This window comes from Acinetobacter sp. C32I (genome assembly GCF_023702715.1).
Classification (GTDB): domain Bacteria; phylum Pseudomonadota; class Gammaproteobacteria; order Pseudomonadales; family Moraxellaceae; genus Acinetobacter.
The window spans coordinates 449582-469719 of the sequence record NZ_CP098480.1; the positions used below are offsets into that span (position 1 = coordinate 449582).

The 20138-nt window shown below is 40.8% G+C and carries 22 protein-coding genes; 9 read left to right on the plus strand and 13 right to left on the minus strand.

What is annotated here, in order from left to right; translation table 11 throughout:
* Positions 1-22: 22 nt before the first annotated feature.
* From NDN13_RS02160 to aceR, 4 genes are all read right to left on the minus strand, one after another.
* Positions 23-1201: a benzoate/H(+) symporter BenE family transporter gene (locus tag NDN13_RS02160; protein WP_251117003.1), complete on the minus strand. Its 1179-nt coding sequence runs from the start codon at positions 1199-1201 to the stop codon at positions 23-25.
* Between the two features lie 108 nt (positions 1202-1309).
* Complete coding sequence (gene leuE / locus NDN13_RS02165; RefSeq protein WP_251117004.1) at positions 1310-1960, minus strand: leucine efflux protein LeuE; 651 nt, start codon at positions 1958-1960, stop codon at positions 1310-1312.
* Between the two features lie 72 nt (positions 1961-2032).
* The gene (gene tal, locus NDN13_RS02170) at positions 2033-3022 is read right to left on the minus strand and encodes a transaldolase (RefSeq protein ID WP_251117005.1); all 990 of its coding nucleotides are present in this window, start codon (positions 3020-3022) and stop codon (positions 2033-2035) included.
* 110 nt (positions 3023-3132) lie between these two features.
* Positions 3133-4026 carry an HTH-type transcriptional regulator AceR gene (aceR, locus tag NDN13_RS02175; protein ID WP_251117006.1) on the minus strand — a complete coding sequence of 298 codons (894 nt, stop codon included), beginning with the start codon at positions 4024-4026 and terminating at the stop codon, positions 3133-3135.
* 87 nt (positions 4027-4113) lie between these two features.
* Here aceR and aceI point away from each other — a divergent pair, with 87 nt between their 5' ends.
* The 6 genes from aceI (at position 4114) to NDN13_RS02205 (ending at position 11289) form a co-directional block, all read left to right on the plus strand.
* Positions 4114-4545, plus strand: coding sequence for a chlorhexidine efflux PACE transporter AceI (aceI, locus tag NDN13_RS02180; protein ID WP_251117007.1), 432 nt, complete (start codon positions 4114-4116; stop codon positions 4543-4545).
* Between the two features lie 192 nt (positions 4546-4737).
* Positions 4738-5133 carry a tautomerase family protein gene (locus NDN13_RS02185; protein ID WP_004652967.1) on the plus strand — a complete coding sequence of 132 codons (396 nt, stop codon included), beginning with the start codon at positions 4738-4740 and terminating at the stop codon, positions 5131-5133.
* Positions 5134-5228: 95 nt separating this feature from the next.
* The gene (locus NDN13_RS02190) at positions 5229-5603 is read left to right on the plus strand and encodes a hypothetical protein (RefSeq protein ID WP_251117008.1); all 375 of its coding nucleotides are present in this window, start codon (positions 5229-5231) and stop codon (positions 5601-5603) included.
* A 106-nt stretch (positions 5604-5709) separates the two neighbouring features.
* Positions 5710-9168 (plus strand): transcription-repair coupling factor, encoded by a 3459-nt coding sequence (mfd, locus tag NDN13_RS02195; RefSeq protein WP_251117009.1) that lies wholly within the window; start codon positions 5710-5712, stop codon positions 9166-9168.
* Positions 9169-9366: 198 nt separating this feature from the next.
* Complete coding sequence (locus NDN13_RS02200; protein WP_004652971.1) at positions 9367-9801, plus strand: HIT domain-containing protein; 435 nt, start codon at positions 9367-9369, stop codon at positions 9799-9801.
* Between the two features lie 51 nt (positions 9802-9852).
* Positions 9853-11289 (plus strand): adenylate/guanylate cyclase domain-containing protein, encoded by a 1437-nt coding sequence (locus NDN13_RS02205; RefSeq protein WP_251117010.1) that lies wholly within the window; start codon positions 9853-9855, stop codon positions 11287-11289.
* Positions 11290-11312: 23 nt separating this feature from the next.
* Here the strand turns inward: NDN13_RS02205 and NDN13_RS02210 are convergent, their stop codons facing one another.
* Positions 11313-11753 (minus strand): Rrf2 family transcriptional regulator, encoded by a 441-nt coding sequence (locus NDN13_RS02210; protein ID WP_241304291.1) that lies wholly within the window; start codon positions 11751-11753, stop codon positions 11313-11315.
* A gap of 107 nt (positions 11754-11860) precedes the next feature.
* Between NDN13_RS02210 and NDN13_RS02215 the strand changes: the two genes are divergently transcribed.
* Positions 11861-12742 (plus strand): NAD(P)/FAD-dependent oxidoreductase, encoded by an 882-nt coding sequence (locus tag NDN13_RS02215; RefSeq protein ID WP_251117011.1) that lies wholly within the window; start codon positions 11861-11863, stop codon positions 12740-12742.
* A 57-nt stretch (positions 12743-12799) separates the two neighbouring features.
* On the opposite strand, the gene fdx is transcribed toward NDN13_RS02215, so the two are convergent.
* From fdx to NDN13_RS02255, 8 genes are all read right to left on the minus strand, one after another.
* On the minus strand, positions 12800-13138 hold the full coding sequence (gene fdx, locus NDN13_RS02220) for an ISC system 2Fe-2S type ferredoxin (protein WP_004652975.1): 339 nt from the start codon (positions 13136-13138) through the stop codon (positions 12800-12802).
* 17 nt (positions 13139-13155) lie between these two features.
* The gene (gene hscA / locus NDN13_RS02225; RefSeq protein ID WP_251117012.1) at positions 13156-15015 is read right to left on the minus strand and encodes a Fe-S protein assembly chaperone HscA; all 1860 of its coding nucleotides are present in this window, start codon (positions 15013-15015) and stop codon (positions 13156-13158) included.
* A 38-nt stretch (positions 15016-15053) separates the two neighbouring features.
* Complete coding sequence (hscB, locus tag NDN13_RS02230) at positions 15054-15572, minus strand: Fe-S protein assembly co-chaperone HscB (protein WP_004652978.1); 519 nt, start codon at positions 15570-15572, stop codon at positions 15054-15056.
* Between the two features lie 81 nt (positions 15573-15653).
* Entirely contained in the window at positions 15654-15974 is a 321-nt protein-coding gene (iscA, locus tag NDN13_RS02235) for an iron-sulfur cluster assembly protein IscA (protein WP_004652979.1), read from the minus strand.
* A gap of 29 nt (positions 15975-16003) precedes the next feature.
* On the minus strand, positions 16004-16390 hold the full coding sequence (iscU, locus tag NDN13_RS02240; RefSeq protein ID WP_004652980.1) for a Fe-S cluster assembly scaffold IscU: 387 nt from the start codon (positions 16388-16390) through the stop codon (positions 16004-16006).
* 91 nt (positions 16391-16481) lie between these two features.
* On the minus strand, positions 16482-17699 hold the full coding sequence (locus tag NDN13_RS02245; RefSeq protein ID WP_004652982.1) for an IscS subfamily cysteine desulfurase: 1218 nt from the start codon (positions 17697-17699) through the stop codon (positions 16482-16484).
* A gap of 1 nt (position 17700) precedes the next feature.
* Positions 17701-18174: an Rrf2 family transcriptional regulator gene (locus NDN13_RS02250; protein ID WP_004771673.1), complete on the minus strand. Its 474-nt coding sequence runs from the start codon at positions 18172-18174 to the stop codon at positions 17701-17703.
* 107 nt (positions 18175-18281) lie between these two features.
* The gene (locus tag NDN13_RS02255) at positions 18282-18929 is read right to left on the minus strand and encodes a hypothetical protein (RefSeq protein WP_251117013.1); all 648 of its coding nucleotides are present in this window, start codon (positions 18927-18929) and stop codon (positions 18282-18284) included.
* Positions 18930-19139: 210 nt separating this feature from the next.
* Here NDN13_RS02255 and NDN13_RS02260 point away from each other — a divergent pair, with 210 nt between their 5' ends.
* Positions 19140-19595, plus strand: coding sequence for a phasin family protein (locus NDN13_RS02260; RefSeq protein WP_251117014.1), 456 nt, complete (start codon positions 19140-19142; stop codon positions 19593-19595).
* Between the two features lie 168 nt (positions 19596-19763).
* Entirely contained in the window at positions 19764-20036 is a 273-nt protein-coding gene (gene hbs, locus NDN13_RS02265; protein ID WP_004639426.1) for a non-specific DNA-binding protein Hbs, read from the plus strand.
* Positions 20037-20138 lie beyond the last annotated feature (102 nt).

Sequence of the window (20138 nt, forward strand, 5' to 3'; positions counted from 1 at the left end):
CTTTGAATAAGCCTTAGTTCAACTAAGGCTTATTTTTTGCTTTAAATCTAAATAGCAGCAATACGAAGATACCCAATAACAACCCCCAAAATGCTGAGCCAATGCCCCAGAATTGGACACCAGAGGCACTACATAAAAAGGTGAGTAGTGCAGCTTCACGTTCTTCTACATTTGAAAAAGCGACTGCAATGTTATGGCTGATCGTCGCAAACAGCGCAATCCCTGCAAGTGCCACAATAAAGATTTGTGGGAAAGACATTAATAAGCTGACAAGCGTTGCTGCAAAGAGCCCCATTAATATATAGAACAGACCACAGCTAATGCCTGCAATATAGCGTTTACTTGGATCGGGATGTACTTGATCATCTAAACTTACCGCTGCACTGATTGCCGCTAAGTTTATCGAGAAACAGCCGAAAGGCGCAAAAATAGTATGTGCAACACCTGTCCAACCGACCAATTGATTCACATGCGGGTGGTAGCCATAGCTTTTGATCATGGCAATCCCTGGCAAGTTTTGTGAAGTCATATTGATGACAAACAGTGGCAAAGCTAGGCCTAAGATCGCAGACCAAGAAAAAGCAGGCTGCATCCATACCGGTTGGGTCAGTGACCACGTAATGGACTGGAGTTTAAAGTCAATAAACAGTGGGCAGATCGCTGCACCTAAAATCACCGTCAGTACAATGCTATAACGTGGGAATAAGCGTTTTGAAACCAAATAGATCACAAGCATACTGAGAATAAAGCCAAGATGACTTTCTAAGCTGCTAAAAATCTGAATACCAAATTTTAATAAGATTCCTGCCAGCATGGCACAGGTCAGACTTTGTGGAATATGGGCCAATAGTTTTTGGAAGATTCCTGAAAAACCTACAATTGCAATGGCAATACCACAGACCAAGAAAGCACCAATCGCTTCATATAAATCATAATGTCCAGTCGATGCAATGATCAGTGCAATCCCCGGAGTTGACCATGCAGTAGCAACTGGATATTTATATTTCCAAGATAGAATCAAGCCCGAGAGACCAATCGCAAGTCCCAATGCCCAAAACCAAGAGCTGATTTGCGCGGTATTGGCACCTAAAGACTGTGCACCTTGAATGACTAGGATGGCGGAAACACTAATCCCGATTAAGAACGTAATAAAGCCAGCAAAAACTGCTGGAATTGAAAAATCTTGGAGGAGACGTTGCATCTATGCATCTATACTTGTTTAAAATTTGTTGAAAAGTATATCGTTAATACGTCTTAAATCGTAGTTCTAAAATGATTGAATAAATTGATCATTCGATCAAATTTATGCTTAGCTGAGCGTCGAAGTTGCCAATCTTAAACCGAAACCAAAGAATAAGATCCCAACCAGACAAATACCCGCAGCTGCAATTTTATAGTTATTTTTGAAGAAGCCAGCCAGTTTAATTCCCGAGAAAATCAAGGCGGTTAAATAGCTAAAACTTACAATTTGGACAATCAATGCCAATACTAAAAAGCTTAATGCAGGATAGGCATAGTCAGGTTCTACAAACTGTACAAAGAAAGACAGGAAAAATAGAATTGCTTTGGGATTCAGTAAGCTGATACTGAGTGCTGTTCGATAAGGATGAACTTGATCAAGTTTCGGTAAATCTGCAAGCTCGGCATGATGCGGCGGTTTATTCCAAGTTTGATAAGCACCTTGTAATAATTTAAAACCTAGGTATGCGAGATAACAAGCCCCTGTTAATTTAAGAATAATAAACAGGATCGGGAAGGCTTTGAGTAAGGAAGCTGCACCTAATACCGTACACAGGATTAAAATGGAATCTCCTGTAAATACACCACAAGCTGCTGCGTAACCAGTACGAATGCCATAACGAGAAGCGACGGACATGACATAAAGAGAGTTAGGGCCAGGTAATAACACAATTAAGATTGTACCAATAATATAAGTGGTTAAATCTGTTATACCGAACACAATGAACTCATTAAAAAACCGATTTTCGCTAATATAACAAAAATCGGTTTTTATGGGTGAAAAATCGACTAATTAAGGTTTGATTTCAGCATCAATACCAAAAGACTGACGTAACAATAAACTCAGTTGATCACGGGCCTTGATAAAGCCATCAATACCCCCTTGTAGTAATTGGAAAGCCATCAAATCTTGCTCAAGTTCAGCTTTAAAACTCTCTTTGCTTTGTGCTGCACGTTCAATTTTTTCTGCGTGTTGCGCAAATTCGGCACTCAGTTGAGCTTCAACAAGCTGTTGGTCTTGTTCCAACTGAGCCAAAAGATTTGGGGCAATCGTAAGTAAGTCACAACCTGCTAAACCAAGCACTTGTGCAGTACTACGGAAGCTTGCACCCATCACTTGAGTCGGAATTGCATGCTGTTTGTAGTAATTATAAATCTTTTTCACAGACAGCACGCCTGGATCTTTGGCAATTGGATATTGCTCAACACCTTCAGCTTTTTTATACCAATCTAAAATACGACCTACAAAAGGTGAGATCAGCGTGACTTTCGCATCAGCACAAGCCTGAGCTTGATGTAAACCGAATAACAAAGTGAGATTACATGGAATACCTTCAGCTTCAAGTACTTTTGCAGCTTGGATGCCTTCCCATGTTGATGCGATTTTAATCAGGATACGAGATTGCTCAATGCCGTAACCTCGATAGAGCTGAGATAACTCACGTGCTTTGGCAATGGTTGCTTCCGTGTTGTAAGAAAGAGAAGCATCGACTTCTGTAGAAACACGACCATCGATCAATTTTAAAATTTCGACACCAAACTTCACAGTCAAAATATCAATGGTACGTTCAATCAGTTCATCACTTTGATAGCCTTCTTGCTTGGCTTGAGTATAAGCATCTTCTATCAGCTCGCGGCTTTCCGGTTGTTCAGCCGCAGCAGTAATGAGTGATGGATTGGTTGTTGCATCGAGTGGGCGAAATTTTTCAATCGCTTCTAGATCACTACTATCAGCAACAACGGTGGTTAAATTTTTTAATTGGTGTAATGCGGTCTGAGTCATTGATATCGCGTTCTTACATAAACAATATTATTGGTAACTTCTGTTATAACACAATCTACGTGAAAGCAAAGCCCTGCATTTGTTTGCAGAATTGTTTATCTGGCGACCGCTTACTCCTCATTGTGTTTGCGTTGCTGTCGGATATGATCGATCAAGTATTTGGCAGCAACTCCTAGTTCACTTTCACGACTCCAGACCAGATCAACATAGTATTCAAATTTAGGGGTGAAATCATACATATCCAAAATCTTGAGTTTCTTTTTAAGTTCTGGATTTTCATTGAACATTTGCAAGGGCAACACACCCCAACCTAAATTGCGAATAATCATCATACAAGCAGAATGATGATTGTCGGTACGCCAATAGTCCTTAGAATAAAGCAACTCAGGCTTGATGCTATGATCACGGCTCGCCACCACAATTTGGCGCGTTTGTACGGCTTGCTCAAAAGAAACTTTATCCAGAAGTGCCAAGGGATGGCTCTTGGCAATCACAGGCACAAGTGCTTCCCGCTTAAGTTCTACGAACTGTTCACGGCTATCTAGCTGTTCACGCTCAAACATCAATGCTAACTGCGCAGATTGATCCAGTAACATCTGTAAAGCATCTTCTTGTGGTGCTGAAAAGATATTAATCGCCAGACTAGGGAATTGCTGTTCTAGCAGGGTGATGTAGTCGGTCCAGTTGGTATAGAGCAGTTCTGAAACTACCACAATATTTAAGGTCGACTCTAAGCCCGTGCTCAATGCATGCGCATGCTGCTTCCATTGATTCATTTCAATCAATAATTGTTGTGTTTTCTCATAGAGCACAGTGGCTTCTGCTGTCGGAATGGGTTCACGTCCAACCCGTTCAAATAGATTGAGGTTGAGATCAATTTCTAAATTGGCAATCGACATACTCACAGCAGAAGGGACTTTGCCTAATTTACGTGCCGCAGCCGAAAATGAACCTGTTTCAATGACGGTTTGAAACATGATGAGTTGTTCTTGATTAATATTCATCTGTCAAAAAAACTGAAAGAACCTGATTGGATTGATCAGTATTATAAAAATAAAATGGCACTTATCCAAACAAGAGAGTGTTATGAAATGTTGATTTCCAAAAGAAGACTCATTCATGCAATTAGCTATGAAGTGATTTTATTGGTCATCATCGCGATTGCTTTAAGTTTTATTTTTAGTATGCCACTAGAAGTAACCGGTATTTTAGGTACGATCATGGCGGTCATTTCCGTATTCTGGAATATGATCTTTAACCATTACTTTGAAAAAGTGGAACATAAATATCAATGGGAAAGAACAATCCCAGTCCGTATTCTACATGCGATTGGATTTGAAGGTGGCTTGATGCTTGCAACCATTCCAATTATTGCGTACTTGATGAAGATGAGCTTTATTGAAGCCTTAATTTTAGATTTTGGTTTGACCATGTGTATCTTGGTGTATACATTCATCTTCCAGTGGTGTTATGACTTGGTAGAAGATCGTTTCTTCCCAAATGCAAAACTTGCATCATCATAATCGTTTGATGAAAAGCATTCTTCGGGATTGACTGAAGAGTGCTTTTTTATTGTCTGCAGCTCAGCATGATTTGATTACAGTATTAATAAAGTCAGATTGCTCAAGTTTATTTAATATCGTGAGAGCAAGTCTTAAATAATATAATTAACAATACCAAAATTTAATGACGCTAGGTCGTAGGAGAATAAAAACATGCCAAGTGTGCTTATTGAAGTCAGGCAACAATATCCCGTTGCAGTTGAACTGGAGATCATGGAGGCAGTGCATACGGCACTGAGAGATGCTTTTAAAATCATGGCCAGTGATCGGAATGTGCGTTTAATTGTGCATGAAGCACATCGTTTTCAATGCCCGCCTGAAAAGGCAAAACCAGAATGTTATACCTTGATTAGTATTGATGCATTTCTTGGACGCTCTTTAGATGCCAAGCGCCAGCTGTATAAATTGATTGTGCATAATCTTGAGCCGATAGGCATTCCTAAAGATCATGTGAAAATTATGCTTCGAGAGTTGCCTTCAGAAAATTTTGGTGTTCGTGGTGGTCAGGCAGCTTGTGATGTTAATTTAGGTTTTAAAATTGATGTTTAGAACAAGGTTTTAAAGAGGAAAGCTCTATCAGGGCTTTCTTTTATTTAAATAGGAAAATAGCCTAAGTAATTTTAAAAGATGAGATAAATAAAAAGATGTTTAAATTAATTTTACTCATTCTATTTATTGTTTGCCAAGTCAGCTCAGCGGGCTATGATTTACATATCACAAAAAAAGAATTTTATTTTAATGAAGGGGAATGTATTACTCCTGCAGAATGGCACGCTTATATGATGATAGATCCATCAGTAAAAAGTGATCTCCAGAATTCAGCACAAGACTTTCTGATTCTTATTGATAAGCAAGAAATTCCACTAATATATAGTCATGATTCTTGTAGTTTATCGATTAAAAATCCAAGTCCTGAAGCGATTAGGAAAATGATTGAGATTGCAAACAAACTTCATGCAACAGTACAAGGTGACGATGCTGAAATTTATATCACACCTGAGGAAATAATTAGACGGTAATTTATAAGAAGCTGCAGCTCAAATCAGTCGTAGAAAAACTCACACTCCTCAAAAAACATCATGCTAAAATAGGGGACTTATCTTTTTAGATTGCATGATTTTCTCTATGTTTCAACAAGAAATCTCTCAATTAAACTTACAACAATTCAAAGCGGGTGAAAAACGCTGGGTCGGTTCCTTACTTGGATCATCAGCTGCATTATTATTTAAAGAAATTGCCACTCAAAATTCGAATCTGTATGTGATTATTGCAAGGAATAATCAACATCTTGCTCAGCTTGAAAGTGAGCTTGAGTTTTACGGCATAACGCCTGTTATTTTCCCTGATTGGGAAATTTTGCCTTATGACCGCTTGTCTCCGCACCAAGATATTGTTTCAGAGCGTTTGGCAATTTTATCGAATATGCCACAAAAGGGTATTTTACTGGTTTCTGCCAGCACCTTAGCGCAACGTGTTGCACCTTATTCGTGGGTGGTGGGTGAGCACTTTGATATCAAAGTCGGGCAGAAGTTAGACCTCGAAGCACAAAAGAAACAATTGGTTCAAGCAGGCTATCGTTTAGTTGACACGGTTTATGATCATGGCGAATTTGCAGTTCGCGGTAGCATCATGGATATTTTTGCATCTGGACAAGATGAACCGATTCGAATTGATTTATTTGATGATGAAATTGAAAGTCTAAAGTTCTTTGACCCAGAAACCCAAAGAACCACAGAATCCTTAAAGAACTTTACGGTATTACCTGCAAAAGAATTTCCACTCAAAGAAGGGCGTTCTACTTTTAGAGATCGTTATGCAGAAAGCTTCCCAACTGCAAATCCAAAGAAAAATCCGATTTATCAGGATGTATTAGAGGGAATTGCAACGCCAGGTTTAGAGTTTTATTTGCCATTATTCTTTGATAAGAAGGTGATGGAAGCACAAAGTATGTTGACGACATACTTACCAAATAATTGCGTTGTCATTACAAATAGTGAGATTGAAGATGATTTAATCAACTTCTGGAAAGAAGTGATGCGTCGTTATGAAGATCGACGTCATAATATTGATCAACCAATTCTACCGCCAGAAGAATTATTTTTAATGCCCAACCATGTTTTACAGGCATTAAATCAATTCCCTCGAATTTTGGCTTCAGCAGAAGCTTTCGAGGCTAAGGTAGGTGTACTCAATATCGCCGCTGAACAACCGCCTAAACTGGCAGTTGATCCGAAAAAAGAACAGCCTTTCCAAGCAGTAAAACACTATATCGACCAAGCCAAGCATCCTGTTTTATTGGTCGCTGAGAGTGCGGGTCGCCGTGAGACCTTAAAAGATGCGTTGCGTGGGGTATTGGGTGAAATTCAAAACGTAGACAGTTTTGCTCAGTTCCAAAAAGATAAGTTGCAGGTTGCAATTACCAGTGCACCACTGGACCGAGGGCTGTTGCTGAGTAATCAGCTGTCGGTGATTTCGGAAAATCAACTTTATGAACACCGTGTGGTGCAGCGCCGTCGTAAGCGTCAGCAAGAAGTATCTGAAGAGTTCTTGATTCGTAGTTTAACCGAGCTGAGTATTGGTGCACCTGTGGTGCATATCGATCATGGTGTAGGGCGTTATGCAGGTTTAATTACCTTAGAAATCGATGAGCAGGATCATGAATTCTTGCAGCTTGATTATGCAGATGGTGCGAAAGTCTATGTGCCGGTAACCAATTTACATCTGATCAGCCGCTATAGTGGGGGTGATCCTGATTTAGCGCCATTGCATAAATTAGGTACAGATACATGGAGTAAAGCGAAGCGCAAAGCGTTGGAGCAAATCCATGATGTTGCCGCAGAGTTATTACATATTCAGGCCCGTCGTCAATCCAAACCTGGTTTTGCCTTTGAACTGGATCATACGGGATATATGCAATTCTCCAGTGGCTTTGCCTATGAAGAGACTTTAGACCAAGCCAATGCAATTGAAGCAACCATCCATGATATGCAGCTTGCCAAACCGATGGATCGTTTGGTATGTGGGGACGTGGGCTTTGGTAAAACTGAAGTGGCGATGCGTGCCGCCTTTGTTGCAGTACAAAATAATAAGCAAGTTGCAGTACTGGTACCGACGACTTTGTTAGCACAGCAACACTATGAATCCTTTAAAGATCGTTTTGCCGATACTGCGGTACGCATTGAAGTATTGTCGCGTTTTGGCAGCAATAAGACCCACCTAAAAACCATTGAAGATTTGGCTGAAGGCAAAGTCGATATCGTGGTGGGAACGCATAAAATCCTCCAAGAAAACATCCAATTCAAGAATCTTGGACTCATGATTGTCGATGAAGAGCATCGTTTTGGTGTTCGCGACAAAGAACGGATCAAAGCCCTACGTGCCGATGTGGATATGTTGACTCTAACGGCAACCCCGATTCCACGTACCTTGAATATGGCATTCTCAGGGATGCGCGATCTCTCGATAATTGCAACACCACCAGCACGCCGTTTAGCAGTCAAAACCTTTGTACAAGAACATACCGATGATTCGGTCAAGGAAGCAATTCTGCGTGAATTATTGCGTGGTGGTCAGGTGTACTTGTTGCACAATGAGGTAGACACCATTGAACGCGCTGCTGAAACCATTCGTAATTTAGTGCCAGAAGCGCGGGTTGCCGTGGCGCACGGGCAAATGCGAGAACGTGAACTTGAGCAGGTAATGCAACAGTTCTATCACAAAGAATATAACGTACTGGTGTGCTCAACGATTATTGAAACGGGTATTGATGTGCCGAATGCCAATACCATTATCATCGAGCGTGCAGATAAATTGGGGCTTGCGCAATTACATCAACTGCGTGGTCGTGTCGGACGTTCGCATCATCAAGCCTATGCCTATTTATTGGTTCCATCGATCAAGCATCTGAAAGGTGATGCCGAAAAGCGTTTAGATGCCATTCAACGTGCTTCCACTTTAGGCGCTGGTTTTATGCTGGCAACTGAAGACTTAGAGATTCGAGGCGCGGGTGAATTACTCGGTGAACAGCAAAGTGGTTCAATGCAGGCAATTGGTTATAGTCTGTATATGGAGATGCTTGAAAAAGCGACCAAAGCCATTCAAAAAGGTAAAACGCCTAATTTTGATGCGCCATTGTCATTAACAGCCGAAATTAACTTGCATATGCCAGCCCTGATCCCAGATGACTACTTAGGTGATGTCCATCAACGTTTATTGTTCTATAAGCGTATCAGTAATACCGATAGCCAAGAGAAACTCGACAATATTCGTATGGAGTTGATTGATCGTTTTGGTATTCCACCACAACCTGTGAAGCAATTGTTTAGTGTGCATCAGCTGCGCTTGCGTGCAGAGCAGTTAGGTATTACCAAAATTGACATCAATAGTAATGGGGGATATATCGAGTTTTCCCCTGATACGCCAGTACAAGCGATCAGTATTATCCAGCTAATGCAGAAAAATCCGACTTTTTACCGAATGGAAGGCGGTCAACGCTTGAAAGTCACGGTGCAATTGGCTGAATATGAAAAGCGGATTCAGTTTATTGTGGACTTGCTGAACAAGCTATTGAGTGAGTTAAATTGAGGCTTTTAAGCGCTTGATTTGATGGTTAATTGAGCAAGTTCTGTTTTTTAGCAAATGTGATCCTGTTTTTGATCAGATGTTCATGCAATAAATGAGGAAAATCATTGTTATTTGTAATCAAACAGGTTACTAATAATATTCACATCAAAACTGATGTGATAGTATTGATCATCATTATTCTGCATCATTTATAAAGATATGTTTAGTTTGCATCCACAACTTGCTCAAGATACATTTTTTGTAGGCGACTTCCCGCTTTCAACATGTCGTTTAATGAATGATATGCAATTTCCTTGGTTGATCCTGATTCCACGTGTTCCAGGCGTCACAGAATTATATGAATTAAGCCAAGCAGACCAAGAACAGTTTTTGCGTGAATCAAGCTGGTTATCAAGCCAATTGTCACGTGTATTCCGTGCAGACAAGATGAACGTTGCGGCTTTAGGAAACGTTGTTCCTCAGCTTCATTTTCATCATGTAGTACGTTATCAAAACGATGTTGCATGGCCAAAGCCAGTATGGGGAACACCAGCTGTGCCGTATAGCAATGATGTACTTGCGCATATGCGTCAAACATTAATGCTGGCATTGCGTGGACAGGGTGATATGCCATTTGATTGGCGTATGGACTGATCCAGAAAATAGAATAAATACAGTATTCTATAATAAGAATAGGAGGATAGAGTGCCACTAGATAGGTTGATTGATAAAGAACCTAGACAGTTCGCTTATTTTCATCGTTTGATGGGATATTCGATTCTGTCACTCATTTTGGTAATTTATGCATTTACCTCAACCAGTGCTAGCTATCAACTCTACCTTCTTCCTGTATTACTCATTTATTTTCTGCTTTGTCCTCGTTTAGAAAAATGGCTGCAATATAAATTTGATAAAAAAATAGAAAAAAATGTTCTGTTTGCCAATGAGGCGGTGATTGTCGCATTGGTGCTTGCTGCAATACATTTAAGTCTAGTTCCTACCTTTACCATTTTATTTGCATTGCTCTATGTCGGATTGAATAACCGAATTTCTTTGCCTGTTTCCTGTTTGATCGGGCTGATTGGTGTCATTACTTTCTACTTCAGTACCTATATCATTTTTGGCGCAGAAGAGTATTTTGAGGCAACCAATCCAGAACTGACCGTTGTGAGCCTTTTGGGCTTAATGATGTTTATCGTGATTGGTAACTATTATCAGCATCGTCGTCTGAATATTTTGGGGCAGCAACGTCAGCATTACCATAATCAAATGACACGTTATATTGCGTTCGCCAATCAGTTGAGTCGCTATGCGCCACTCCAATTGTGGCAGTCCATCATGCGTGGTGAAGCAGAAGCAAAAATTGAATATAAGCGTAAGAAATTAACCATTTTCTTCTCGGATATTCAAGGTTTTACTGAGTTGTCAGAAACCCTCATTCCAGATGATTTAGCCTTCTTGCTCAATGATTATTTGAGTCATATGACTGAAATTGCCAAGCAGTATGAAGCAACTGTCGACAAGTTTATGGGCGATGCGATTCTTATTTTCTTTGGTGATCCAAACTCGCAGGGTGTCGAACAGGATGCAAAATCTTGTGTCGAAATGGCCATTGCAATGCGTCAGCAAATGAAACTGTTGCGTGAACGCTGGAAGAAAATGGGTTATCCCGCTTTGCATATTCGTATGGGCATCAGTACGGGTTATTGCCACGTCGGTAACTATGGTGCTTCACATCGTATGGCCTATACCATTGTTGGTCGTGACGTCAACTTGGCAGCACGTTTGCAATCTGCGGCTGAGGTCGATGAAATTCTGATTGCTGATGACACCCATCAGCTGATTAAAAATGAGTTTTTGTGTGTGCCTAAAGTGCCAATTTATCTAAAAGGCATTCAAGGTCCTGTTAAAACATGGCAGGTGATGGAGAAATTCACAGGCAAGAAATCAGATACGCAAAAATGGTTTGATTTCGATTATAAAGGCTTCCATTTGGTTCTGAATCTGGAAGAAGTACAGAACTATGAATATCCAGAGCTGGTTGAGATCTTGGAAAATATGGTTCAGCGGATCAAGACCCAGCAAAAAATTACCAATGCACAGGGTATTCCAAAACTGACTCTGGATGATGAAGTCAGATAGTCAAAACCAGCGTACGTCTAAACTTATTGTCTATGCGCATGCGTCTCATATAAATGATCAAACTCAGTCGCTAACGATGCTAAGGTCGTGGCTTTAAGTTGTTGTGTCAGCATCTTTTGCGCATCTTGTATTGCATGGTCTAAAGCAGCATTGACCACACGCTCCACCAAACATTCTGGATTTTCTCTTTCGTTGCCAATCGCAAAAATAGTGGGTTCTCCCACAGCTTGATAAATATCCCAGAGCGTAATTTTTTCTAAATCGCCTGTGAGTTGCCAACCTCCACCTGCACCTTTTTCTGAATGGACAAAACCTGCCTTTTTGAGACCTGACATGGTTCGTCTGACCACAACAGGATTGGTCGAAAGCATCTGTGCGATTTCATCAGAGGTAAAAGTCTTATTTTGTCTTGCCATGTGTAGTAACACATGCAGCATTCGAGAGAGTTTACTGTCCGTACGCATTAGATTCACAAACAAAAAAGGAATTAAATTAAATGTAACATCAAAAGTTGCAAATTAAAATAAAAAGTATTAACGTAACTTTAAAAGTTATATATTGGGTTTATCTTATGCAGTACGATGTTGCAATTATTGGTGGCAGTTATGCAGGTTTGGCAGCAGCGACGCCCTTGGCAAGAGCACGTAGAAAAGTGATGGTAATTGATGCTGGGCAAAGACGAAATCGCTTTGCAGAGCATTCCCATGGGTTTTTAACACAGGATGGCAGTAAAGCCAGTGAGATTGTAGATATTGCCAAGCAGCAGCTTTTAGCTTATCAGACTGTTGATTGGGAGAATGGAAGGGTAAAGCGTGTAGAAAAAATTGAGGGTGGCTTTGCAATCTGTATTGATGCAACGCGCTCTATCACGGCAAAGCGATTGATCATTGCCGCAGGCATCACGGATCAACTTCCTGAAATTTCGGGTTTAGCGGAGCGTTGGGGTAAAAGCATTTTTCATTGTCCTTATTGTCATGGTTATGAGCTCAATCAAGGTAAGATCGGTATTATTGCCAGTTCAGAACATGCAGTGCATCTGGCAATGATGTTGCCAGATTGGGGTGATACTACGCTGTTCTTAAATGATTATCCGGTGGAAGAGGAGTTACTTGATCAATTAGCCACTCGAGGTGTCCGTGTAGAAAAACGATTGATTCAAGAAATCATCGGACACAGCGACGTTTTACTCGCAGATGGTTCTGTTATTCAGTTGGCTGGTATTTTTGCTACCACGAAATGCAGTATTGCTCAGGACTGGATTTTTAAGCTGGGTTGCGAAATAGAACAGAATGCCATGGGCGAGGCGATTAAAACCAATGCCATGAAGGAAACTACAGTAGCTGGTATTTTTGCTTGTGGCGATGTGGCACGCTTGGGAGGCTCAGTGCCTTTGGCTGTTGGAGATGGTACCATGGCAGGTGTTGCTGTGCATCGATCTTTAATTTTTGCTTAGCAAATAAAAAAGCTAGAGATTGACTCTAGCTTTTTTATGTCCGAGAAATCGGCTGACTTAATGGTTTTCCGAAGCATGGTTGATGGTGTATTTAGGAATTTCGATTTCTAAATCTTCATCCACAATTTCAACTTGGCAAGACAGACGAGAATCTGGTTCTAGGCCCCATGCACGGTCAAGCAAATCTGCTTCAACGTCATTCATTTCTTCAAGGCTGTCAAAGCCTTTGCGTACAACCACGTGACACGTGGTGCAGGCTGCAGACATGTCACAAGCATGTTCAATTTTAATGCCATTTTTTAATAAACTTTGGCATAAATTGGCGTTATGTTCGACTTCAAATTCTGCACCTTCAGGGCAAATTTGTGCATGAGGAAGAACTTTAATACGTGGCATATTGATCACCTATACCTTTAGTTTGAGTTTGACCAATCTTCAAGTTTCGTACCTTTTAAGGCATGGTCAATATGTCGGTTCATACGAAGCGCAGCAAAGGCATCGCTATGAATTTTAAGTTGCTGAACAGCATGTTCAATCGCTGCAAGCTCATCGGTTTTTAGACGGGCTTTTAACGCTTCAGCGGCAAGAATTAAATCTCGAGCTTGTTGCTGTGAGAGTAAATCCGTATCTGCTTTTAGCGCTTGTTCGAGTGCTTCCAGTTCACGTTGCGCTTCTACTTTGGTTTCTTGTAAATGACGAAGATGCTTGTCTTCTTCGGCATATTGGAAACCTTCAACCAATAAACGTTCAGTATCCGCTGCAGATAAACCATAAGAGGGTTTGATATCAATTTGTGCTTGAACACCAGAGGTGGTTTCTTTGGCTGATACTGTGAGCAAACCATCAGCATCAACTTGGAACGTCACTTCAATACGGGCTTGACCCGCAGTCATTGGTGGAATGCCATGTAATACAAAGCGGCCCAATGAGCGGCAATGTTCAACTAAGTCACGCTCACCTTGCACCACATGAATCAACATCGCGGTTTGACCATCTTGATAGGTGGTAAATTCCTGACGGCGCGCCACAGGAATTGCAGTGTTTCGTGAAATCAAACGTTCAACCAGCCCACCCATGGTTTCTAGGCCAAGAGAAAGAGGGGTCACATCAAGCAATAATGAACCATCTTGACTATTCCCAATCAACTGATTGGCTGTAATTGACGCGCCAATGGCAACCACTTCATCTGGATTAATGGTGCAGAGTGGCTCACGTTCAAATAATTCGCCTACCGCTTTTTGTACCGCATAAGAACGTGTTGAACCACCTACAAGTACCACATGTTCGATTTCATCGAGTTCAAGCTTGGCATCACGTAATACGCGTTTGCACACACTCATGGTTTTGTCGAGTGCGACCTGAATAATCGATTCGAAGGTTGGGCGATCTAAAGTGAGACGATCATCCAGTAATTTTAATTCGGTAGATTCGTGATCGGTTAAATATTCTTTGGCTTGACGTGCGGCCACAACAAAAACGGCATACTCTTCATCACTCAAGGTGTCGATGTTGAGTTGTTTTTTGGCCCATTTTACAATTAAGCGATCAAGGTCATCACCACCAAGGGCTGTGTGTCCACCAGTTGCAAGAACTTCAAATACACCTTGTGAAAAACGTAAGATCGAGACGTCAAATGTCCCACCACCCAAGTCGTAAATCACATAGTTACGATCGGTACTGAGATTGGTGTCTTGATCCAACCCATAAGCAACAGCTGCCGCTGTAGGTTCATTTAATAAACGTAAAACGTTTAGGCCTGCCAGTTGTGCAGCATCACGTGTGGCTTGACGTTGTGCCTCATCGAAATAGGCTGGAACGGTAATCACCGCACCATTGACCGGATTGTTGAGGCTTGCTTCGGCACGGTCTTTCAACTGCTTTAGAATTTCTGCAGAAATTTCGACAGGTGTTTTACGCCCAGCCGCAGTTTCAAATGCAGGCATCTCATTTTCTGCACCAACAAGTGTATATGGATGCTGAAATTTGATATCTGCTTGTGAACGACCCATAAAACGTTTGACTGAAACGACGGTATTTTTAGGATCAGTCAGCATAAACGGTTTAGCTTCATAGCCAAACGTGGTTGCATCCTTTGCATAGTGAACAATAGATGGCAGTAATACTCGGTCTTTGTCATCTTGTAGAACTTTCGGTTTTCCCGATAGCACTGTCGCCACTAAAGAGTGGGTTGTCCCCAAGTCAATGCCGATCGCAATACGATGTTGATGCGGGGCAGTAGATTGACCAGGTTCAGCAATTTGCAAAAGTGCCATGCGTGCGGTATCCCTTGAAAATAATTGGTAACAGCGGATTAAAAATCATCATCGAGGTCGAAGCTTTCTTCTTCGTCCAGCATGCGATCTTCAGCTTTATCAATATCATTCATAACACGTTGGAAAAAACGTAACTTACGAACAGTATCACGTGCTTCAGCCCAGTCTTCGTCAGCAAAATCAATTTTAAATTCGCGAACTAGACCATCGATCCATTGCTGAATTTCAACTTTTAAAGTGTGAAGTTGCTCAGTTGAAGTGGCTTCATCAAGTTGTTCTCGCATTTCGAGTGCAGATTGCAAAAATTCAAAATCGCTAATGGATTGGTCAAGATGGTGATCTTGTTTTTTTAAGGCAAGTAGATATGCCGCACGACTATCAACTTGTGAGAGTACTTTATACGCTTGGTTGATTTCGCTTGACTTGATCAATGCCTGATCTTTGTCTGTGGCTTTATCTGGGTGATATTGCTGTTGCAAACTTAAAAACTGTTTTTTTAAAGCTGCTAAATCTATATCGAGTGCTTCGGGTAATTGGAACAACTCAAAATGATTCATGGGAGATGAATTCCGCTATTGATAAATACGTTAAAACAGTGCGGAACACACTGTTTTGACGAAAAGAAAGAGGGTGCTTGCTTAGACGGTAAATGATTCACCGCAACCACATTCACCTTTTTGATTTGGGTTGCTAAATTCAAAACCTTCGTTTAAACCATTTTTGACATAGTCCATCTCTAAACCATCGAGATAAACCAAGCTTTTAGGGTCAACAAAAACTTTAACACCGAGTTGTTCAAAGACTTGATCATGTGTATCGACATCGTCGACAAACTCAAGTACATAAGCCAACCCAGAACAACCCGAAGTTTTCACACCAATACGAATCCCTTCACCTTTACCGCGGTTTTGCAGGTAATTGCTGATGTGAGTCGCAGCATTTTCAGTTAAATGGATCATGAAAACTCCAATGTTATTTCGGTCATCAATTAAGCTTTCGCTTTTTTACCGCGATAATCTTCAATCGCAGCTTTAATTGCATCTTCTGCCAAGACAGAGCAGTGTACTTTTACTGGTGGAAGTGCAAGCTCAGTCGCAATATCAATATTCTTGATTGATTGAGCTTCATCAAGCGTTTTACCTTTTAACCATTCGGTTACCAGCGAACTTGATGCAATTGCAGAACCACAGCCGTAAGTTTTGAAGCGAGCTTCTTCAATTACGCCATTGTCATCGACTTGAATTTGTAAACGCATCACGTCGCCACACGCTGGTGCACCGACCATACCTGTACCTACGTTTTCTGCATTTTTGTCTAAAACACCAACATTACGTGGGTTTTCGTAATGATCGATTACTTTTTCGCTATAAGCCATGTCGCTTCTCCAAACCTCGGGGTCAGCCTAATATTAATATGAGGGTTAAAACACGTTTTTCAATGAAGTGCTCAATTGAGCACTTAACGAATTAGTGTTCAGCCCATTCAACTGTTGAAAGGTCGATACCTTCTTTGTACATATCCCAAAGCGGAGAAAGTTCACGCAATTTCTCAACCGCAGCTTTGGTAATTGTCAACACATGGTCAATATCAGCTTCAGTTGTGTATTTACCAAAACTGAAACGAATTGAACTGTGTGCCAACTCATCAGATAAACCTAAAGCACGTAAAACGTATGAAGGTTCTAAAGTTGCAGATGTACATGCTGAACCACTTGAAACAGCAACGTCTTTCAGTGCCATCATCAGTGATTCACCTTCAACAAAGTTGAAGCTGACATTTAGATAGTTTGCAACGTTTTGCGTTGGATGGCCATTCAAGAACACTTGTTCAAGGTCTTGTAAACCATTCCAAAGTTTGTCGCGTAATTTACGAATGCGCTCTTGTTCTGCCTGCATGGTTTTGCCTGCAATTTCAAAAGCCTCACCCATACCAACAATTTGATGTGTCGCTAAAGTACCAGAACGCATGCCACGCTCATGACCACCACCGTGCATTTGAGCTTTTAAGCGAACACGTGGGCTACGACGAACGAAAAGTGCGCCAATGCCTTTAGGACCGTAAACTTTATGACCAGAGAAGCTCATTAAGTCGACTTTCATGGTTGAAAGATCAATCTCAACTTTACCCGCAGCTTGTGCAGCATCGACATGGAAGAATGTCTTATTGGCACGTGTTAATTCACCAATCGCAGCAACGTCTGTCACTGTACCGATTTCGTTGTTTACCATCATTAGTGAAACAAGAATCGTGTCTGGACGTAAAGCGGCTTGAACCATTTCAGGGGTAATTAATCCTGTACGTGGTTCAGGCTCTAAATATGTAATTTCAAAACCTTGTTCTTCAAGCTCACGGCAAGGGTCTAACACAGCTTTGTGTTCGATTTTACTTGTAATGATGTGTTTGCCTTTTGAACCGTAGAACTGAGCAATACCTTTTAATGCTAAGTTATCAGATTCTGTTGCGCCTGAAGTCCACACGATTTCACGTGGGTCTGCTTTGATTAGGTTTGCAACTTGCTCACGCGCATATTCGGCTTTTTCTTCTGCTTGCCAACCATAGGCATGTGAACGTGACGCAGGGTTACCAAAAGTCCCCTCGAACGTTAAACATTCCATCATACGTTCTGCAACTTCAGGCAGTACAGGAGTGGTTGCTGCGTAATCAAGATAAATTGGACGTTTCATGTCAGATACCTGTAACCGATAGAAGGGCTGAATCTAAACTTGGTGAATTTTGGCGTAATGCAACGGTTTGAACGTTATCACGCGCAATTAAATCAGCAAGGGTGATTTTTGCGAGATAATCGGCAATATGGTGGGAGAGTTCTTGCCATAAGTCGTGCGTTAAACACATTGCACCATTCTGGCAGTTGCCTTTGTGGTCGCAACGAGTCGCATCAACAGTTTCATTTACAGCTTCGATAATTTCTAGCACTGTGATTTCACTTGCATTGCGCGCAAGGTGATAGCCACCATTTGCACCGCGAACACTTGAAACTAACCCATGTCGTTTAAGTTTTGCGAATAACTGTTCTAAATAAGCGACTGAGATGGATTGGCGTGCTGCTATTTCCGCAAGCGTGATCGTTTGTTCAGTTGGCTGCAAAGCTAAATCAAGTAGAGCAGTCACTGCGTAACGACCGCGAGTTGTAAGACGCATGATTCGGTACACATGGTTAGACTAGATGACTAAATTTTATGAATTCCGACTAAAATAGTCAAGTTTTAAATTGCCATTATCAGCGTGAAAAGTAAAATATATTGGAATTATTGTATCCACGTATTATAAACAAAAAAGGCGATGAAAATAAAGCTCAATACTGCAAAGCTGATATTGATCAAGCGCTGGCGTTTTTGTAGGCGGTGAATACGATTTTGATATTGTTTTACTTCAACCAGCAAGGTGTTGATTTCAGAGCGTTGCTGATCAATTTTATCCAAAAGTGGGGCAATACGTTGCTGAGACGCAACTGCTTCAGCCTCATCGTTAAATAGATTGAGCCATTGCTTCCAGTTCGCCAGAATGCTGGAGAGTGTAAGATGCGGAAGTAAATCTAAGAACTCTTCTGCAAGAACGGCATCACCGAGAATACGCATATTGCTAATGCTGCGCTGATTGTTAAACACAAAAATCTTAATTAGATCGATCAATGTGCTATTAATTTCCAAATCGATGTTTCGATCCAGCGCTTTCATGTCGAATAAAAGCCCTTTTTCGGTAAATTGGATATAAAAGTCAAAGAACGGAATGTAGCTATTGATACGAATGGTGATTTTTTTGTCGATCAACTTTTTGGCTTGCAAGCGCAATCCTGCATCGTGCGTGAGCATGAAGGAGAAAAAAGTTTCTAAAACAATGATGACAATGTTTAGCAACAAATGGGGATGTTTATGTCTTTGTTGCGTATCAATCATAGATCTCTTTTTCCTTACCAATAACGTTGCGAAACAATAAAGTCAGTAAACTTGAGCATCCTTACTCAAATTATTAAAAATAATTTACATGACTTTATTGCTTTGTAGAACAGTTTTTTAAAACGATCAAGTCTTAACTTTGATATTATAAAAACATTTTTATGGTTAAATACGACATACTGTTTGTAAAGAGCTTAGGAGTAATAGTCAATGGATAACTCAAACATAGAAAATCCTAGTGAAGAAGCTGAAGTAAAAACTAAGCCAAAATCAAAGAGTTCTAAAAAATCTGCACTTGATTTCAAAAAATACACACAACAAATCTGGCTTGCCGGTTTGGGTGCTTTTTCACGTGCGGAAGAAGAAGGAAATAAATTGTTTGACTCGCTGGTCAAGGTTGGTGAGGAGCTTGAATCGAAAACAGTTGATTTTGCCGACAATACTGTAGTGAAGGTGACAGAGAAAGCCAAAGAGTCAGTTACGGATACCAAAGACAAGGTTGAAAAGATTCTGGATACAGGTGTAAACCATTCGTTGAATCGTATTGGCTTGGTCACACCAAAGGATCTTCAACACATCGAACAGCTCCTTGTTCAGCTTCATATCAAGGTGGATGCTTTGATCGAAGAAAATAATCAATTGAAGGCCAAATTGAATAAAAAGTAAAAAAAAGGCAGGTAACTCGTCCGTTTATGTCGTATTTCAGTATTTATTTTAATTAAAAGGTCTTTCTAGTATTGCGTTCTCCCCCAAAGCATTGCTATAAAGGCGTCATGGCCTTTTAAACTATAGCCTTGGATCTTAACAAACGATATTAAGAGGATATTTTTTATCATGAATAAATCAGAATTAATTGATGCGATTGCTGAAAAAGGGGGAGTGTCTAAATCGGATGCTGGTAAGGCACTCGATGCGACAATTGCATCAATCACTGAAGCACTTAAGAAAGGTGATACGGTTACTTTAGTTGGTTTCGGTACTTTCAGCGTGAAAGAACGTGCTGCTCGTACAGGTCGTAACCCTAAGACTGGTGAAGAACTGCAAATCAAAGCAAGTAAAGTACCTAGCTTCAAAGCTGGTAAGGGTTTAAAAGATTCGGTTGCGTAATCTTTTTAAATCAATAAACGCACCATTCAGGGTGCGTTTTTTATTTATTGAATGAAAAAGTTAATTTGATCCTTATTCTGCATTCATTCGTCTTTGTTTTTC

What these genes read in the sequence shown, in the direction of transcription:
- NDN13_RS02160 (WP_251117003.1), bottom strand. Translation starts at nt 1,201, where the DNA reads ATGCAACGTCTCCTCCAAGATTTTTCAATTCCAGCAGTTTTTGCTGGC.
- tal (WP_251117005.1), bottom strand. Translation starts at nt 3,022, where the DNA reads ATGACTCAGACCGCATTACACCAATTAAAAAATTTAACCACCGTTGTT.
- aceR (WP_251117006.1), bottom strand. Translation starts at nt 4,026, where the DNA reads ATGAATATTAATCAAGAACAACTCATCATGTTTCAAACCGTCATTGAA.
- aceI (WP_251117007.1), top strand. Translation starts at nt 4,114, where the DNA reads ATGTTGATTTCCAAAAGAAGACTCATTCATGCAATTAGCTATGAAGTG.
- NDN13_RS02185 (WP_004652967.1), top strand. Translation starts at nt 4,738, where the DNA reads ATGCCAAGTGTGCTTATTGAAGTCAGGCAACAATATCCCGTTGCAGTT.
- NDN13_RS02190 (WP_251117008.1), top strand. Translation starts at nt 5,229, where the DNA reads ATGTTTAAATTAATTTTACTCATTCTATTTATTGTTTGCCAAGTCAGC.
- mfd (WP_251117009.1), top strand. Translation starts at nt 5,710, where the DNA reads ATGTTTCAACAAGAAATCTCTCAATTAAACTTACAACAATTCAAAGCG.
- NDN13_RS02200 (WP_004652971.1), top strand. Translation starts at nt 9,367, where the DNA reads ATGTTTAGTTTGCATCCACAACTTGCTCAAGATACATTTTTTGTAGGC.
- NDN13_RS02210 (WP_241304291.1), bottom strand. Translation starts at nt 11,753, where the DNA reads ATGCGTACGGACAGTAAACTCTCTCGAATGCTGCATGTGTTACTACAC.
- NDN13_RS02215 (WP_251117011.1), top strand. Translation starts at nt 11,861, where the DNA reads ATGCAGTACGATGTTGCAATTATTGGTGGCAGTTATGCAGGTTTGGCA.
- fdx (WP_004652975.1), bottom strand. Translation starts at nt 13,138, where the DNA reads ATGCCACGTATTAAAGTTCTTCCTCATGCACAAATTTGCCCTGAAGGT.
- hscA (WP_251117012.1), bottom strand. Translation starts at nt 15,015, where the DNA reads ATGGCACTTTTGCAAATTGCTGAACCTGGTCAATCTACTGCCCCGCAT.
- hscB (WP_004652978.1), bottom strand. Translation starts at nt 15,572, where the DNA reads ATGAATCATTTTGAGTTGTTCCAATTACCCGAAGCACTCGATATAGAT.
- iscA (WP_004652979.1), bottom strand. Translation starts at nt 15,974, where the DNA reads ATGATCCATTTAACTGAAAATGCTGCGACTCACATCAGCAATTACCTG.
- iscU (WP_004652980.1), bottom strand. Translation starts at nt 16,390, where the DNA reads ATGGCTTATAGCGAAAAAGTAATCGATCATTACGAAAACCCACGTAAT.
- NDN13_RS02245 (WP_004652982.1), bottom strand. Translation starts at nt 17,699, where the DNA reads ATGAAACGTCCAATTTATCTTGATTACGCAGCAACCACTCCTGTACTG.
- NDN13_RS02250 (WP_004771673.1), bottom strand. Translation starts at nt 18,174, where the DNA reads ATGCGTCTTACAACTCGCGGTCGTTACGCAGTGACTGCTCTACTTGAT.
- NDN13_RS02255 (WP_251117013.1), bottom strand. Translation starts at nt 18,929, where the DNA reads ATGATTGATACGCAACAAAGACATAAACATCCCCATTTGTTGCTAAAC.
- NDN13_RS02260 (WP_251117014.1), top strand. Translation starts at nt 19,140, where the DNA reads ATGGATAACTCAAACATAGAAAATCCTAGTGAAGAAGCTGAAGTAAAA.
- hbs (WP_004639426.1), top strand. Translation starts at nt 19,764, where the DNA reads ATGAATAAATCAGAATTAATTGATGCGATTGCTGAAAAAGGGGGAGTG.